This window comes from Mycobacterium sp. NGS11 (assembly GCF_059813315.1).
The window spans coordinates 247,567-261,248 of sequence record NZ_JCALEJ010000005.1; the positions used below are offsets into that span (position 1 = coordinate 247,567).

Below are 13,682 nucleotides of genomic sequence, written 5' to 3' on the forward strand. Positions count from 1 at the left end.
CGGGTCGGTGAAATGGAGCCGACGTTCGAACGCGAGTTGGCCGCGCGCTACGAGATTGCGACGCTTCCCGACGGAACCGCGCGAACCGAGTTCTTGGTCGAACATGGCGCCGATGTGCGCGTGCTGGTGACATCGGGATCGCCTGGCGTCGATGCCGCCACCATCGCGGCGCTGCCCAACCTGGAGGTGATCGTCAACAATGGCGCCGGGGTGGATCTGATCGATCTGGGTGCGGCGAAGCGCCGCGGCATCGGCGTGAGTAACACTCCGGACGTGTTGTCGGACACAGTCGCCGACACGGCGGTGGGCCTCATCTTGATGACGCTGCGCCGTTTCAGTGCTGCCGATCGCTACGTGCGCGCCGGCCGATGGGTCCGGGAAGGCCCATTTCCCTATGCCAGAGATGTCAGCGGCCTGCAGGTCGGCATCTTGGGCCTGGGCCGGATCGGTTCGGCGATCGCGGCCAGGCTCCTCGGATTCGACTGCGCCATTGCCTATCACAACCGCCACCGCATCGAGGGATCGCCATTTCGATACGCCGAGTCGCCCGTGGAACTGGCCGAATCGGTCGACGTGCTGGTCGTCGCCACGACGGGTGACCGCGACACGCACAGGCTCGTCGACCGGGCCGTGCTGCACGCGTTGGGCCCCGACGGTTACCTGATCAGCATCGCGCGGGGCAGCGTCGTCGATGAGGACGCGCTGGTGGAACTGCTGACCGCGGGGCAACTGGGGGGTGCGGGGCTGGACGTCTTCGCCGAGGAGCCGCGGGTGCCGGCGGAGTTGTTCGACCTGGACAACGTGGTCCTGCTGCCGCATATCGGCAGCGCCACCGCGCGGACCCGGCGGGCCATGGCGCTGCTAGCGATCCGAAACCTCGACAGCTACCTCCAAACTGGCGAATTGGTCACACCTGTCCTATCGCGGCGCCGCTCGAACCCGCGATAAACGCGGTTCGTCGCGATGACCTGGTGATTCTGGATGGCTATTCAGCTGTGGCCGAAGCGATACTCGCAGAAGGTTATTGGTCCAACCGCTTCTGGGTATGTGACTTTTCATGAGTCCACTAGAGCCGGAGACTGCCACGCCGGTGCGGCTGACGCTCGCCGGCCCAGCCCGCCCCGATACGGCGGCGGAGTGGCGTCGTGCGCTGCAACGGTGGCTGCAGCAAGAGGTGCACGCGCCGGAAAAGATCCGCGAGGACATCGTTCTGGGCGTGAACGAGGCGCTGGCGAATTGTGTTGAGCACGCGTATCGCTCGCATCATCAGGTGGGCGCAATGAAACTGCAGGCCAGCTACGACGCCGACGCCGAGTCGATTCGGGTCTGCGTCAGTGACCGTGGCAGCTGGCGCAAACCCTCGTCCAGGCACCCCAACGACCCCCGCGCATCGCGCGGCATCATGTTGATGCACAACCTCGCCGATCACTGCACCATCCATGCGCGCCCCAACGGGACCAGCGTCTATTTGGATTACGCGACCGATGCGGACCTTGCCGCTCACCAAACCCGTTGAATCCTCGGTCCAGCCGAGATCAGGCGCGTGAGGCTGCCGTCGGCGTGAACTTGACCGGCATCTTCTCCAGCCCGCTGACGAAGTTCGCCGGGCGCAGCGGCAGCGGCTCATCGGAAGCCAGCCGCATATCGGGAAGACGCTTCAACAGCCGCTCGAGCATGATCGACAGCTCCAGGCGCGCCAGCTGATTGCCCAGACAGAAGTGGGTGCCGAACCCGAACGCCAAGTGGTTGTTGGGATAGCGGTCGATGCGGAAGTCCTGCGGATCGCCGAACACCGCCTCGTCGAAGTTCGCCGATTCGAAGAGCAGAATGATCTTCTCGCCCCGCTTGAGCTGCGCGCCGTGAAAGTCCAGGTCGGTGGTCATGGTGCGGGCCATGTTTTTGACCGGGGCGGTCCACCGCAGCATCTCCTCGATCGCGTTGGGTAGCAGCGCCACGTCGTCGACCAGCCGCTGGTGCTGTTGCGGGTGCCGCAGAATCTGCGCGGTACCGCCGGAAAGCGTGTGCCTGGTGGTCTCGTCGCCGCCGATCAACAGCAACAGCACCTCGGTGACGATCTCGTGGTCGGCCAGCTTCTCGCCATCCACCTGCGCGTGTACCAGCACACTGACCAAGTCATCGGTCGGCTCCGCCTTGCGCGCCGCGATCATGCCCGTCATGTACTCGGTGTAAGCGGCGAATGCGTCCACCGAGACCTGAAAATCCTCTTGCGCGGTCGTGCTGCTGAGCAGGGTGACCATGTCGTCGGACCAGTGAAGAAACATCTGGCGTTCCTCCGGAAGTACCCCGAGCATGTCGCCGATCACCGCCATGGGAAGCGGAGCGGCGAGGTCCCACACAAAGTCGCACTCGCCCCGCTCGCAGACGTTGTCGATCAGCGCATCGCACAGCTCGGCGATCGAGTGCTCCCTGTCCTTGACGCGTTTGCGGGTAAAGCCCGCGTTGACCAGCTTGCGCCGCAGCAGATGCGCCGGGTCGTCCATCGCGATCATCATCGGCGGCGCGTCCTGGTCCGGCCGGATACCGCCGGCGTTGGAGAACATCTCGGGCGCACGCTCCGCGTCGATCACCGCCTGGTAGGTCGCCGCGGCCGCCAGCCCGTTGCGGTCCCGAAAGACCGGTTCATTTTCGCGCATCCACCGATAGACGGGCCGGGAGTCGCCCGCATAGAAGGCGCCGTCGGTCAGATCAATGTCGGGCCGTGACTGGTTGCGCGTATCGGTAGTGCTTGGCACGGGTCCACCCTTCCCGCATGCGGTCGGTTACCGTGGACCTTACAGTAGGAACGGTGGTATTCCCCACAACAGGTTTCAGCCCGATGCAGCAACGGGGCGCCGGCGGGTTTCACGGACTGCTGGGACGGCAAGCGATGCAACGCATCTCAGATGCCCGCGCTGAGTTCCAAGTCCTTCAGCGCCGCCTCGAGGTGGCCGAGCATCCGCTGCAGGTGCGGGACGCTGCGCCGGCAACCGACCAGACCGAAGTCGAGGTTGTCCGCGTTGTTGGTGACGGTGATGTTGACCGCTTGGCCGTCGAGTGGGATCGACAGAGGATAGTTTCCGTCCAATCGCGCTCCGCGCCAATACAATTGGTCGCGGTTACCGGTCGATACGTTCGAGATGACGATGTTGAACGGCGGCGATCCCGCCGACAGGTAGCCGGGGATCAGCCCGAAGAACAGCCCCCCGATGTTGAAGGCGGACAGCGCCAGCTGCTGGACCGGAGGTAGCTGCCAGAACACCTCTTTGGTCTCGCGGATGGACGCGCTGATCGTCTCGAGCCGCTTGGCCGGGTCGTCGAGGTCGGTCGCGAGATTGCACAGGAAGGTTCCGACGTTGTTGCCGCCGCGATCGTCGTCGTCCTTGCGCAGATTGACGGGGACCATGGCGGTCAGGGGCGCGTCCGGCAGGGCGTTCTGATCGATGAGGTAGGCGCGCAGGGCCCCGGCGGACATCGCGAGCACCACGTCGTTGATCGTCGCACCGGTAGCCGACTTGACCGCCTTGATGCGCTCCAGCGAGTAGGACTGGGCAGCAACCCGCCGGGCGCCGCCGATCCGCACGTTGAACATCGAGCGCGGCGCCCGAAACGGCAGGGTCAATTGTTGTTCGAGCAGCGCCGCGCGCGCGAGCTTGAGCGTGGAGGGCGCCATAGCGAGCGCCGACCCCGCGGTGCGGCCGACCCGCTCAAACAGCGACGACTGGTGCCGGTGCCCGCTGCGTTTGCGCGGACCGAGGCTCCACGGCACGCGCACCTCGTCGTCGTGGGGGTCCGACGTGAAGGCGCGCTGCATCAGGCGTAGCGCCGAGACGCCATCCATGAGGGAGTGGTGGTACTTCGTGTAGACGGCATAGCGCCCGTCCTGCAGCCCTTCGACGAGATGTGCCTCCCACATCGGACGGTGCCGGTCGAGCAGGCTGCCGTGCAGCCGGGAGGCCAGCTCGAGCAAGTCGCGGACCCGTCCGGGTTCGGGCAGAGCGGACCGGCGCAGGTGGTAGTCGAGCTCGACGTCCTTGTCCAAGGACCACGCGACATTCGTGATGCCGCCGAAGAAGGCGGGATGTTTGCGGAAGGACGGCTGGACTTCGGTGCACTCGAGCATCGCCTGGTACGCCTCGCGCACGAAATGGGGGCCGGCGTCCTCCGGGGGTTCGAAGAGCTGCAACGAGCCGACGTGCATCGGATGTTCGCGTGACTCGCCGATGAGGAACAACGCGTCCATCGGTGATATCGGTTCCATAGCCGTTCCCATTCCCTCCGCTGTGCCGCGCGCCAGCGCGCGCCCCTTTCGTATTAGCCGCGGGAACCACTTGCTAATCCACCATCGGCGTTCGGACCGCGACGGGTCAGAGCGCTTGCGTGCGCATTGGTGTGGGTATTGACGCTCAAGGGGGTGACGATGCCGGCGGAGTCGGAGTGTCCCAAGCGGATGGAGTTCGGGCCGTGCGGCGGCGTGCGCCCGGACGGACAGTGCGAGATGCGCGCTGGCCCGTGTGCGTTCGACGACGTGGTGCCGTGGTCGGGTCATCGCCCCAACCCTCGTCTCGCCAGTGCTCCGCGGGTGCTCACCGACTTCAGTGCCACCCCCTTCGATCCCGACGACATCGCCGCGACCGCAGCCATCCTCGCGCCCGGGTGCGACGCCGTCCTGGTCGGCGAGCATCAGAACAAGCCCGATTTTCCACCGACGCTCATGGCGTCGTTGCTGCTCGACGCCGGCGTGACGCCCTGGATCACGTTGTCGTGCCGCGACCGCAACCGCGTGGTCCTCGAGCAGGAGTTGAGGGGATTACGCAGCATCGATGTCGACACGGTGCTGTGCGTGACGGGTGACGGGCGCGGATACGACGTGCGCCCAGACGTCACGCAGACCTTCGACCTCGACGGGCCGCGCCTGGTGTCGCTGGCCGCCTCGGTCGGCATGGCCGCAGCGGTACCCGAGACGCCCACCGCTCCACCCGTGCACCGCCGACCGGCCCGCCTGGTCGAGAAGCAGCGAGCCGGAGCGAGCCTGGCGGTGCTGAACCATGTGCCGTTTCCCGACATGGTCGCCGACTTCATGACGACCGCGCGATCGGCCGGCCTGACCATCCCGGTGATCGCGGCGGTCGCGGTGTTCACCGACAGCATCTCGGCGGCGGTGCTGGAGGGTTTGCCCGGCCTCGAGCTGGATCCCGCTGTGACGCAACGGGTTTTGACTGCGCGGGATCCGGTGGCCGCCGGGATCGCGGCGGCGGTGAGCGAGGCGCGGGCGCTGTTGTCGATCGAGGGCATCGAGGGTGTCAACGTCTCGGGGCTGGCGTCGGCGTCGGGCCCCCGCGTCGGCGCGGAGATCAAGGCAGAGGTCGGGCGTCGGATCCGGGCGGAGGCGCCATGACCGCACCGACGATGCAGGGGGCCGCAACGAGGGAAGAGGGGCGCCGATGACCGACGCGATGAAGGCCGAGTTCGACACCGTCGCCGAATGGACCGCGCAGGTCGCGGCGGAGCTGGGGCCGGACTACCACCTCCCGGCCGGCTGCCGGGGAAGCGGAAGTCCGGCCGCGCTCGACTGGCTCATCGAGCGGATGGAGTTGACGCCCGGCGCCACGCTGCTGGATTCCGGCGCGGGTGTCGGGGGCCCTGCAGCGTACGCCGCCCGATCCGGCGCGGTGCGGCCCGTGCTCGTCGAACCCGAATCGGGCGCTTGCCGTGCGGCGCGGGAACTGTTCGGCTTCCCGGTGGTGTGCGCATTGGGATCGGCCCTGCCGATCAGGGACGCGAGTGTCGACGCCGCCTGGTCGCTGGGCGTGTTGTGCACGACGCCTGATCAATTCGCGTTGCTCACGGAGTTGCGCCGCGTCGTACGGCCGGGTGGGCGCATCGGCTTGCTGGTTTTCGTCGCGCACCGGGAGTTGCCGTCAAACACGTTGGAAGGCAATCATTTTCCGACGCCAAACCGGATGCGTGAGCTACTTTCCGCGGCCTCACTCCAGGTCGAGCAGTGGCTCGGCACGTCGGCCCTGCCGCCGATCGACGACACGTGGAACGAGCGCGTGGACACCGTGGAGGGCGTCCTCGGGGACCGGCACGGACACACGGAAGCCTGGCAGCTGGCCGAACGTCAGAGTTCCAGGATCGGGCGGCTGCTCGAGGAGGGAACCCTCACGGGTGAGTTGTTGGTGCTGAGCCACGCGGCGCAGGGCCCCGGCTAGCGCCCCGTCGCCTGGAAGATCACCCGCCGCGCGATCTCGACCGCGTGGTCGGCGAAGCGTTCGTAGAAGCGGCCCAACAGCGTGGCGTCCACGGCGGCGGCGACTCCTTGCGCCCAGGCCGGATCCATCAGCACCGCCAGCAGTTGCTGGTGCAGCTCGTCCATCGCGTCGTCGTCGTGACGAATCTGGGCGGCCCCGCGCGGATCTTGCGACATCAGCACCTGCCGCGCCCCGAGGGCCAATGCCTCGGCCGCCTCGCCCATGGCGGCGATGTATGGCCGCACCTCGACGGAAACGGCCGGATGGGGATGGCGGCGGCGGGCGATCTCGGCGATGTGGACGGCCAGCTCGACCATCCGTCGCGCGTCCGCGGCGATCCGAATGGCGCTGACGACCGCGCGCAGGTCGGTGGCGACCGGCGCCTGCAACGCCAACAACACGAACGCGGTGTCCTCCACATGAGCGTCGAGAGCGACGATGTCCCGGTGGCCGGCGATGACGCTTTCGGCCTTCGTCAAATCGGTTTTCAGCAGCGCCTCGCTCGCCCGCTTGATCGCCTCGGCGGCAATCGAGCACATTTCGGCGAGCTGGTCGGTCAGCGTGTCCAGCTGCTGGTGGAAACCGGTCCTCACCTTCCAGGGATAGCCCGCTTCCGCCAGATGAATCCAGCGTCGAACAGCGGAAGTTCCGCCGGATGGCCCGCTAGCCGACGCCCTCGGCGAGCGCGCGAGCCTCCCGCTCGGTTTCGACGGCAGGCCCGGAGCCCGGCAACGGCTTGCGGGCGACTTCCGGGGTGAACAGCAGCGTGATGGCTCCCACCACGCCAGCGAAGATCAGCATGTAAGCCGGCACCATCACGTTGCCGGTGGCGGATACCAGCGCCTGGGCGATCAGCGGGGTGATACCGCCGACCAGCGAGATCGAGATGTTGTACGAAATCGCCAGCGCCCCGTAGCGCACGTTGGTGGGAAACAACGCCGGCAGCATGGCCGGTCCGGTGCTGTCGAAGCACAGTTCCATCAGGCCGATCAACAGCACGCCGATGAAGATCACCGGGTACCAGCCGCCGAAGCGGATGAGCAGGAACGCCGGGACGGAGGCCCCGATCAGCAGCCCGCAGCCGGTCCACATGATGGGTTTGACGCCGATGCGGTCGGACAAGCCGGCGACGAGCACCACGGTGACCATCAGGATCGCCAGCGTCGACACGATCATGACCAGTCCCGCGGTGTGCCCGACCCGGACGAAGAGCCGGAGGTAGGTCGGCAGGTACCCGGTGAGCATGAAGTCGGCGACCTGGGAGGTCAGCACCAGCGCCGCGCAGATCAGCATCGGGCGCCACTGGGCCGCCACCGTGCGCAGAATCTGCTGCCCGCCTTGGCCGCCGGAGGGGGGCGCGGCGTCGTTCGCGCTCTGGTAGGCGGAGGACTCCTTGAGCCGAAGGCGCAAGTACAGGGCGACCAGGCCGAAGGGAAAGCCCAGCAGCAAAGGAATCCGCCAGCCGTACGTCAGCATGGCGTCGTCCGGCAGCCAGGTCTGCAAACCGGTCACCAGCAACCCGGCAAGGACGAATCCGACCAGGTTGCCCATTGGCAAGAAGCCGACCATCTTGCCGCGTTTGTGGTCCGGGGCCTGCTCGACGAGATAGGTCATCGCGCCGACATATTCGCCGCCGGTCGACAGGCCCTGGAAGATTCGTGCGACGACGAGCAGGATCGGCGCCCAGATGCCGATGGTGCCGTAGGTGGGCAGCAGGCCGGTCATGGTGGTGCTCACCGTCATCATGAGGATGGTGACGACCAGCACTCGGTGCCGTCCGATCCGGTCGCCCAGCGGCCCGAAAATGAATCCGCCGAGCGGGCGCACGACGAACGCCGCCGCCAGCGTGCCGAAGGTCGCGATGAGGTGAACGCCGCTGACGCTCTTGCCGGGATAAAACACCTGGGCGATCGTGGTGGCGATATAGCCGTAGACGCCGAAGTCGTACCACTCCATGAAGTTGCCGATCGCGGTGCCCATGATGGTTTGGCGCATAGCCGGATCGGCGACCCTGATGTCTTTACGTGCCCATTTCCTCCGGCGGCGGCGTGGAGTACCCATCGGATGATGGCTTACCCGAAACGTTCCCGGGAGGAACCAGCGGGGTCGGGTGATCGGGCGTGCTGAGGGGCCACCCGCAGGTCGCCGCGATGTTGCGGCGAGGCCGTAGGCGGATGTGATTGCGTCAGGAAAAGCCAGCTAGGTGCGCCTCGGCGGCGCCGTCGTCGACGGCATCGCCTCGCGCCCGAGCCGAGGTTGGTTATTCGCGTCACGTCAGCTCGAGCCGGGCGAGATCATTGCCCTTTGAGGCTCCCGATGCGCAGCGAGAAATCGGTGGGTTTGGCCGGCGTCGGCTCCTCGAACTGTTCGACGTAGCGCTGCGGGTCACGATCGGTGATCAACAGGCCCTCGGTGGTGGGGTGCTCGGCCATGAACTCGCTGTATTGACGTCCGAGGGCTTCGCGAAGCCCGATGGGCGCGTTGCGCCGAAAATCCGACAGCCCCTCTCGCTCCTCCTCGCCCATGTGATCGTCGTTGGCCACCCGGGTCCGCCCGACGGCTGCCCACCACTCCTGGCTGCCGAGTGCGGCGGCGTTGGCGTCGCGCACGCCGTCGCGGATGTCGTTGTGATCGCCGATCGCGTCGAGGGTCTCGCCTTCGGCGTCGTCACCCCCGCGTTTGAGCAGCTGCGGGTAGAAGATCTTTTCTTCGATGTAGGCGTGCACGTCCAGCTTGTCGGCGAGCGGGCGCCACACCCGGTTGAGGGCGGCCGGGTCGTCGGGGCGGCGGGCCTGCAGATCGTCCAGTCGCGCGAACTGTTCCCGAAACCACTCGTGGTCGGCAAGGATCAGCATGGTGATGTCTGCCATCTTCAGAATCCCGCCTCTCGGAACGCCGGTCAGCCAGGCTTACCCGGTTCACCAGCTGAGGTAACAACTGGGCGCGGGATCCGTCAACCGCGTGCGCCCTCTGCGTGACCACTCGCTCGAGTGCGCCGGCACCGGCGCCCCTTCCATCGGCGCTGTGGCCCTGAACAGGAACTCGCCGGGAGGGCGCTGATGTCCGGGCGGATACACTGGTGCGTCAGTCAGGCGATCAGCTTCGATCGCACCCGAATCAAGAAGAATCAGTCAGAGGTTGTGCCTTGTCCGAAAAACCCGGCGATGCCGTCAGCTTGGAACCGCATTTCGAGGACGTACAAGCGCACTACGACCTGTCCGACGACTTCTTCGCGCTGTTCCTAGACCCGACGCGCACTTATAGCTGCGCCTATTTCGAGCGCGACGATATGACGCTGGAAGAGGCGCAGTACGCCAAGGTCGATCTCTCCCTGGGCAAGCTTGGGCTGCAACCGGGCATGACCTTGCTCGACATCGGATGCGGGTGGGGCACCACGATCGTCCGTGGCCTCGAGAACTACGACGTCAACGTCGTCGGCCTCACGCTCAGCCGCAATCAACAGGCGCACGTGCAGCGCCGTCTTGACAGCCATCCCTCGCAGCGGTCCAAGCGGGTGCTGCTGCAGGGCTGGGAGCAGTTCGACGAAAAGGTCGACCGGATCGTGTCGATCGGCGCCTTCGAGCACTTCGGACGCGACCGCTACCCCGACTTCTTCAAAATGGCCTATGAGGCGCTGCCGGCCGACGGCGTCATGATGCTGCACACCATCATCAAGCCCAGCGACGAGGAGTTCGCCGAGCGCGGGCTGCCCATCACGATGACCAAGCTGCGCTTCATGAAGTTCATCATGGACGAGATCTTCCCGGGCGGAGACCTGCCACAGGCCAAGGGCGTGGTGGAGCACGCGGAGCGCGCGGGCTTCGGTGTGAAGCTGATCCAGCCGCTGCGCCTGCACTACGCCCGCACCCTGGACACCTGGTCGGCCGCGCTCGAGGCGCACCGGGACGAGGCCATCGCGATCCAGTCCGAAGAGGTCTACGACCGGTACATGAAATACCTGACGGGTTGCGCCGACCTGTTCCGTGAGGGCTATACCGACGTCGCACAGTTCACCCTGACCAAGGGCTGACGGCAACTGCCCCGGCCGGCCGATCGGGCTTCCCGGTTGGCCGGGGTGCGGTTTACCGGTCCAATTCTGCGGGTAATTCCACGGCAACAACCTGATTCGGTGCGCGCCGGTGTTCCTCGGTGTAACGCCGCTGGGAGGACTGACCGTGAGCGCCAAACACCGCATGCCGGATTCGCCGGAGCATACGCCGACGCCGACCCATCGTGGTCGCCGGCGCGGGCTGTCCGGCGCAGCCTCGGTATGCGAAATCGTCTCCGCGTCGCTGCTGGGTGCCGCCTGCGTGATGGCGCTGGTACTCAACGGACCGCAGTCCGAGAAGCGCGCCGTCGCTGCCGATCTCGAACCGCCGGCCGCCTCGCAGCCGATAAGTCAGGAAGGCACCGTGATGGCCGTGTCGGCGGACTCGGTGACCATGCGCGGCGCCGACGGGCATATCCAGACCTATCGCTTCACCCCGGACACCACGGTTGTCACCCGCGGCGCGCGTCAACCCATCACCGCCGCACCACATTTCGCGGTCAATGACAAGGTCGTTGTGGTGGGCACCATCGAGGATGGAACGGCGCTGGCTACGGCGGTGGCCTACCGGGGTTCGGGGCATGGCGAGGCGCCGCCGATGGATTTCCCTGACGGCCAGGCGGTTCCAATCGGCGCGGCGTGAGCCGAAACTCGCCGGTGCGCATTCACTTTCCGGTGCGCTCGCGGTGTTTGCAGCCCGGCCAGCAGCAGGGTCGGCGCTTGCCCTCCTCCAACTCCTCCTGGGTCCGGCGGATGCGGCGCTCCCGGGTCGCCTGCTGCTTGGCATCCTCGACCCAACAGATGAACTCGTTTCGGGCCAGCGGCGTGATGTCCTTCCAGGCGGCGAGCGCGGCGGCGTTGCCGATCAGCGACTCGCGCAGATCCGCAGGCAATTTGTGCACGACACCGCCGGGCACGCGCTGGCCGCTCATCGGTCCACCAGATGCGCGGCGCCATCGTGTAGTTCATCGCGGCGCAACGTCATTGGGGTGAGAGCCGGAACGTCGCCGCCCGCCACCACGGCGCGGGTGATGGGGGTGAGCGCCCCGAACAGTGTCTCCACCTCGTCGTCGCTGAGGGCATCGAGTGCGGACAGGGCCAGCGTGTCGGTCGTCAACTCGATGTGGTCCTTCAATTGCCGTCCCGCCGCGGTCAGCGTTCCGTCGTCGTTGAGCAGCCCCCGCTCGGCGAGCGCGTGTTCGTGTTCGCGCCAGGACGTCTCGTCGTAATCACGGGTGCGGGCGATGTAGTCGCGAGCGACGTTGCCCGCCGCGGCATGTAAGACGTTGGATTCTCGGCCGGAGACGCCGGCCGCGGCCAGCACCGCCACGTGCGCGTCGCCACGCTGTTCGCGCAGCAGCGTGGTGGCGTGCCAGAGGGCGGACAGCGGATCGTCCGGCCAGGGTAGCGCCACATTCGCGGCGAACAGCGGCCGCGCATCGAGGGGCGCGCTGCGGGCCGCCCGGCCCGCGAGTTCGGCTGCAACGCGGACGTTTTCGTCGTCTGAGCCCAGGCCATAACGGCGTAGCGCCGCCACCGCGGACTCTTGCCGAGCCTCCAACGCGGCCTGCGGACCCGCGATCTCCCATGCCGCCGGCAGCGCCTTGGCCACCCGTTGGGGCGCGAAGTTGTAGAAGACCGCGGCGACCACCTCCCTGGGCACCACGCCCAACGGCGCCGACCGCGCGGCGAAATAGCCCATCCAGAAGCCCCGGTAACCCAGTGCGTCCAATGCGGCCCGCGCTTCCGGTGCGAAGTACGTCACCGCGTGCACCGGTTCGTAGCGATCGAAAAAACGTCGGGCCAGCACGGGTTGTCGTCGCATGCTGGCAGTTAACCACTGGGGCCGGCCGCGACCAAGCACGGACGTGCGGCATCGGCAGCGCCTCAGCTTAGGCTCGACTGGTGACCATCCCTTATGACCAGCCTTTGCGTGAGCGGATCCGGAACAATCTGGCCGGCCACCACCGCCGCGTTGTCACCGATCCGACGAAGCGGCACGCCGCCGTCGCGGTGGTACTGGTCGATTCGGAAGTCGGGGAGGACCGGGTCGATCCGGTGCCGGTCGACGAGTGGAATGCCGGACGTCCGGTGCCCGCCGCCCATCTGGACGGGCGCATGGTCGACGTATCCGGTGGCGCCGCGTTTTTACTGTGCCGCAGGGCATCTCGTCTCAGTTCGCACGCGGCGCAGTGGGCGCTACCGGGCGGGCGCCTCGATCTGGGCGAGACGGCGGTCGACGCGGCGCGGCGGGAACTGCTTGAGGAGGTCGGCGTCGAGCTGTCCGATTCGACCGTGCTCGGGTTGCTCGACGACTATCCCACCCGATCCGGGTACGTGATCACCCCCGTCGTGCTGTGGGGAGGAGGGCGGCTGGAGCTTTGCCCCGCGCCCGACGAGGTGGTGGCCGTTTATCGGGTCGGGCTGCACCAACTGCAGCGTGACGACTCGCCACGGTTCATCACGATTCCGGAGAGCCCGCGACCGGTGGTGCAGATCCCGCTGGGAAACGACCTCATTCACGCGCCGACCGGCGCCGTACTGCTGCAGCTGCGTTGGCTGTGTCTGGAAGGGCGAACCGATCCGGTCGACGAGTTGGAACAGCCGGTGTTTGCGTGGAAGTAGCTAGCGTTGGCCCCGCGCACCGAACAGCAAGGTGGCCAATTCGATTAGCGATGCGCCCGAGACGTCGAAGGCGCCCGTGGGTTCGGCGTATGGATCGCCGCTGAGCCCGTACTCCTGCGGCCGGGAGACGAAACCTGTGGCCAGGCCGCTGTTCTGGGCCGCCTCGAGGTCAGTGGGATGCGCGGCCACCAGCATCACTTCACCCGGTTCCAGACCGAGCAGACGTGCGGGGGTTTGGTAGGCGCGCGGATCGGGCTTGTAGGTTTTGCCGACATCGGAACCGAGCACCACATCCCATGGCAGACCGGCGTATTTAGCCATATCGACCAGCAGCCCGGTGTTCCCGTTGGACAGCGGCCCTACGATGACGTGCCGCTTCATGGCCGCAATCCCGTCGACGCTATCCGGCCACGGCGGCAGCCAGCGCCACGACCGGGCCAGCGCCTCCACCTCGGCACCCGGCAGCGCTTCGGCGGCGATGGAGAACTTCTCGAACGACGCGAGCAGGTTTTCTTTGTGCAGTACGTCCAGCGACACGAATTCGCGACGGCCCGAAAGGATCTCGGACATCGAGGGCAGGTACCTGCTCCGCCATTCCAGCGCGAACTCCCCGGGGTCGATGCTGAGACGGTGGCGCCGCGCGAAGTCGCGCACTGAGGCGGCGATTCCGGAACGCCAGTCGACGACCGTTCCAAAGGTATCGAACAAAACGGCGCGTATTGCCCGGCCGGTCGAGGGCGATCGGTATTCGGTCATTC

15 protein-coding genes are annotated in these 13,682 nt (G+C 66.9%); 7 read left to right on the forward strand and 8 right to left on the reverse strand.

The features are described from left to right. The first annotated feature begins 12 nt into the window (after positions 1-12). A complete protein-coding gene (locus AC5Y4T_RS09635) occupies positions 13-948 on the forward strand; it encodes a 2-hydroxyacid dehydrogenase (RefSeq protein WP_499952889.1) in 936 nt (311 codons plus the stop codon). Between the two features lie 142 nt (positions 949-1,090). Continuing rightward, positions 1,091-1,516, forward strand: a complete 426-nt coding sequence (locus tag AC5Y4T_RS09640; protein ID WP_499917668.1) for an ATP-binding protein — start codon at positions 1,091-1,093, stop codon at positions 1,514-1,516. A gap of 19 nt (positions 1,517-1,535) precedes the next feature. On the opposite strand, the gene AC5Y4T_RS09645 is transcribed toward AC5Y4T_RS09640, so the two are convergent. Further along, a complete protein-coding gene (locus AC5Y4T_RS09645) occupies positions 1,536-2,753 on the reverse strand; it encodes a cytochrome P450 (protein ID WP_499952821.1) in 1,218 nt (405 codons plus the stop codon). Positions 2,754-2,899: 146 nt separating this feature from the next. Next, positions 2,900-4,258 carry a WS/DGAT/MGAT family O-acyltransferase gene (locus tag AC5Y4T_RS09650; protein ID WP_499952822.1) on the reverse strand — a complete coding sequence of 453 codons (1,359 nt, stop codon included), beginning with the start codon at positions 4,256-4,258 and terminating at the stop codon, positions 2,900-2,902. A gap of 159 nt (positions 4,259-4,417) precedes the next feature. On the opposite strand from AC5Y4T_RS09650, the gene AC5Y4T_RS09655 reads away from it, so the two are divergent. Then, positions 4,418-5,395 carry a methylenetetrahydrofolate reductase gene (locus tag AC5Y4T_RS09655; protein WP_499952890.1) on the forward strand — a complete coding sequence of 326 codons (978 nt, stop codon included), beginning with the start codon at positions 4,418-4,420 and terminating at the stop codon, positions 5,393-5,395. Between the two features lie 46 nt (positions 5,396-5,441). After that, positions 5,442-6,212, forward strand: a complete 771-nt coding sequence (locus tag AC5Y4T_RS09660) for a class I SAM-dependent methyltransferase (protein ID WP_499952823.1) — start codon at positions 5,442-5,444, stop codon at positions 6,210-6,212. On the opposite strand, the gene phoU is transcribed toward AC5Y4T_RS09660, so the two are convergent. From phoU to AC5Y4T_RS09675, 3 genes are all read right to left on the reverse strand, one after another. Further along, on the reverse strand, positions 6,209-6,844 hold the full coding sequence (phoU, locus tag AC5Y4T_RS09665) for a phosphate signaling complex protein PhoU (RefSeq protein ID WP_499952824.1): 636 nt from the start codon (positions 6,842-6,844) through the stop codon (positions 6,209-6,211). The genes AC5Y4T_RS09660 and phoU overlap by 4 nt on opposite strands. Positions 6,845-6,914: 70 nt before the next feature. Next, entirely contained in the window at positions 6,915-8,246 is a 1,332-nt protein-coding gene (locus tag AC5Y4T_RS09670) for an MFS transporter (RefSeq protein WP_499917666.1), read from the reverse strand. Between the two features lie 299 nt (positions 8,247-8,545). Beyond that, on the reverse strand, positions 8,546-9,121 hold the full coding sequence (locus AC5Y4T_RS09675) for a hemerythrin domain-containing protein (RefSeq protein WP_499917333.1): 576 nt from the start codon (positions 9,119-9,121) through the stop codon (positions 8,546-8,548). A 275-nt stretch (positions 9,122-9,396) separates the two neighbouring features. Here AC5Y4T_RS09675 and AC5Y4T_RS09680 point away from each other — a divergent pair, with 275 nt between their 5' ends. Continuing rightward, positions 9,397-10,281 carry a cyclopropane mycolic acid synthase family methyltransferase gene (locus AC5Y4T_RS09680; RefSeq protein WP_499952825.1) on the forward strand — a complete coding sequence of 295 codons (885 nt, stop codon included), beginning with the start codon at positions 9,397-9,399 and terminating at the stop codon, positions 10,279-10,281. Positions 10,282-10,426: 145 nt separating this feature from the next. After that, on the forward strand, positions 10,427-10,942 hold the full coding sequence (locus AC5Y4T_RS09685) for a hypothetical protein (protein ID WP_499952826.1): 516 nt from the start codon (positions 10,427-10,429) through the stop codon (positions 10,940-10,942). A 22-nt stretch (positions 10,943-10,964) separates the two neighbouring features. Here the strand turns inward: AC5Y4T_RS09685 and AC5Y4T_RS09690 are convergent, their stop codons facing one another. Both AC5Y4T_RS09690 and AC5Y4T_RS09695 read right to left on the reverse strand, forming a co-directional pair. Next, positions 10,965-11,231: a YdeI/OmpD-associated family protein gene (locus AC5Y4T_RS09690; protein WP_499917330.1), complete on the reverse strand. Its 267-nt coding sequence runs from the start codon at positions 11,229-11,231 to the stop codon at positions 10,965-10,967. After that, entirely contained in the window at positions 11,228-12,124 is an 897-nt protein-coding gene (locus AC5Y4T_RS09695; protein ID WP_499952827.1) for an SCO6745 family protein, read from the reverse strand. The genes AC5Y4T_RS09690 and AC5Y4T_RS09695 overlap by 4 nt, the downstream gene beginning before the upstream one ends. 80 nt (positions 12,125-12,204) lie before the next feature. Between AC5Y4T_RS09695 and AC5Y4T_RS09700 the strand changes: the two genes are divergently transcribed. Further along, positions 12,205-12,924, forward strand: coding sequence for an NUDIX hydrolase (locus tag AC5Y4T_RS09700; protein WP_499952828.1), 720 nt, complete (start codon positions 12,205-12,207; stop codon positions 12,922-12,924). Here the strand turns inward: AC5Y4T_RS09700 and AC5Y4T_RS09705 are convergent, their stop codons facing one another. Next, a complete protein-coding gene (locus AC5Y4T_RS09705; protein WP_499952829.1) occupies positions 12,925-13,680 on the reverse strand; it encodes a haloacid dehalogenase type II in 756 nt (251 codons plus the stop codon). Positions 13,681-13,682 lie beyond the last annotated feature (2 nt).

Excerpts from the sequence above, each read along its gene's own strand:
- AC5Y4T_RS09635 (WP_499952889.1), top strand. The coding sequence starts at position 13 with ATGGAGCCGACGTTCGAACGCGAGTTGGCCGCGCGCTACGAGATTGCG.
- AC5Y4T_RS09650 (WP_499952822.1), bottom strand. The coding sequence starts at position 4,258 with ATGGAACCGATATCACCGATGGACGCGTTGTTCCTCATCGGCGAGTCA.
- AC5Y4T_RS09655 (WP_499952890.1), top strand. The coding sequence starts at position 4,418 with ATGCCGGCGGAGTCGGAGTGTCCCAAGCGGATGGAGTTCGGGCCGTGC.
- AC5Y4T_RS09660 (WP_499952823.1), top strand. The coding sequence starts at position 5,442 with ATGACCGACGCGATGAAGGCCGAGTTCGACACCGTCGCCGAATGGACC.
- AC5Y4T_RS09670 (WP_499917666.1), bottom strand. The coding sequence starts at position 8,246 with ATGCGCCAAACCATCATGGGCACCGCGATCGGCAACTTCATGGAGTGG.
- AC5Y4T_RS09675 (WP_499917333.1), bottom strand. The coding sequence starts at position 9,121 with ATGGCAGACATCACCATGCTGATCCTTGCCGACCACGAGTGGTTTCGG.
- AC5Y4T_RS09690 (WP_499917330.1), bottom strand. The coding sequence starts at position 11,231 with ATGAGCGGCCAGCGCGTGCCCGGCGGTGTCGTGCACAAATTGCCTGCG.
- AC5Y4T_RS09695 (WP_499952827.1), bottom strand. The coding sequence starts at position 12,124 with ATGCGACGACAACCCGTGCTGGCCCGACGTTTTTTCGATCGCTACGAA.
- AC5Y4T_RS09705 (WP_499952829.1), bottom strand. The coding sequence starts at position 13,680 with ATGACCGAATACCGATCGCCCTCGACCGGCCGGGCAATACGCGCCGTT.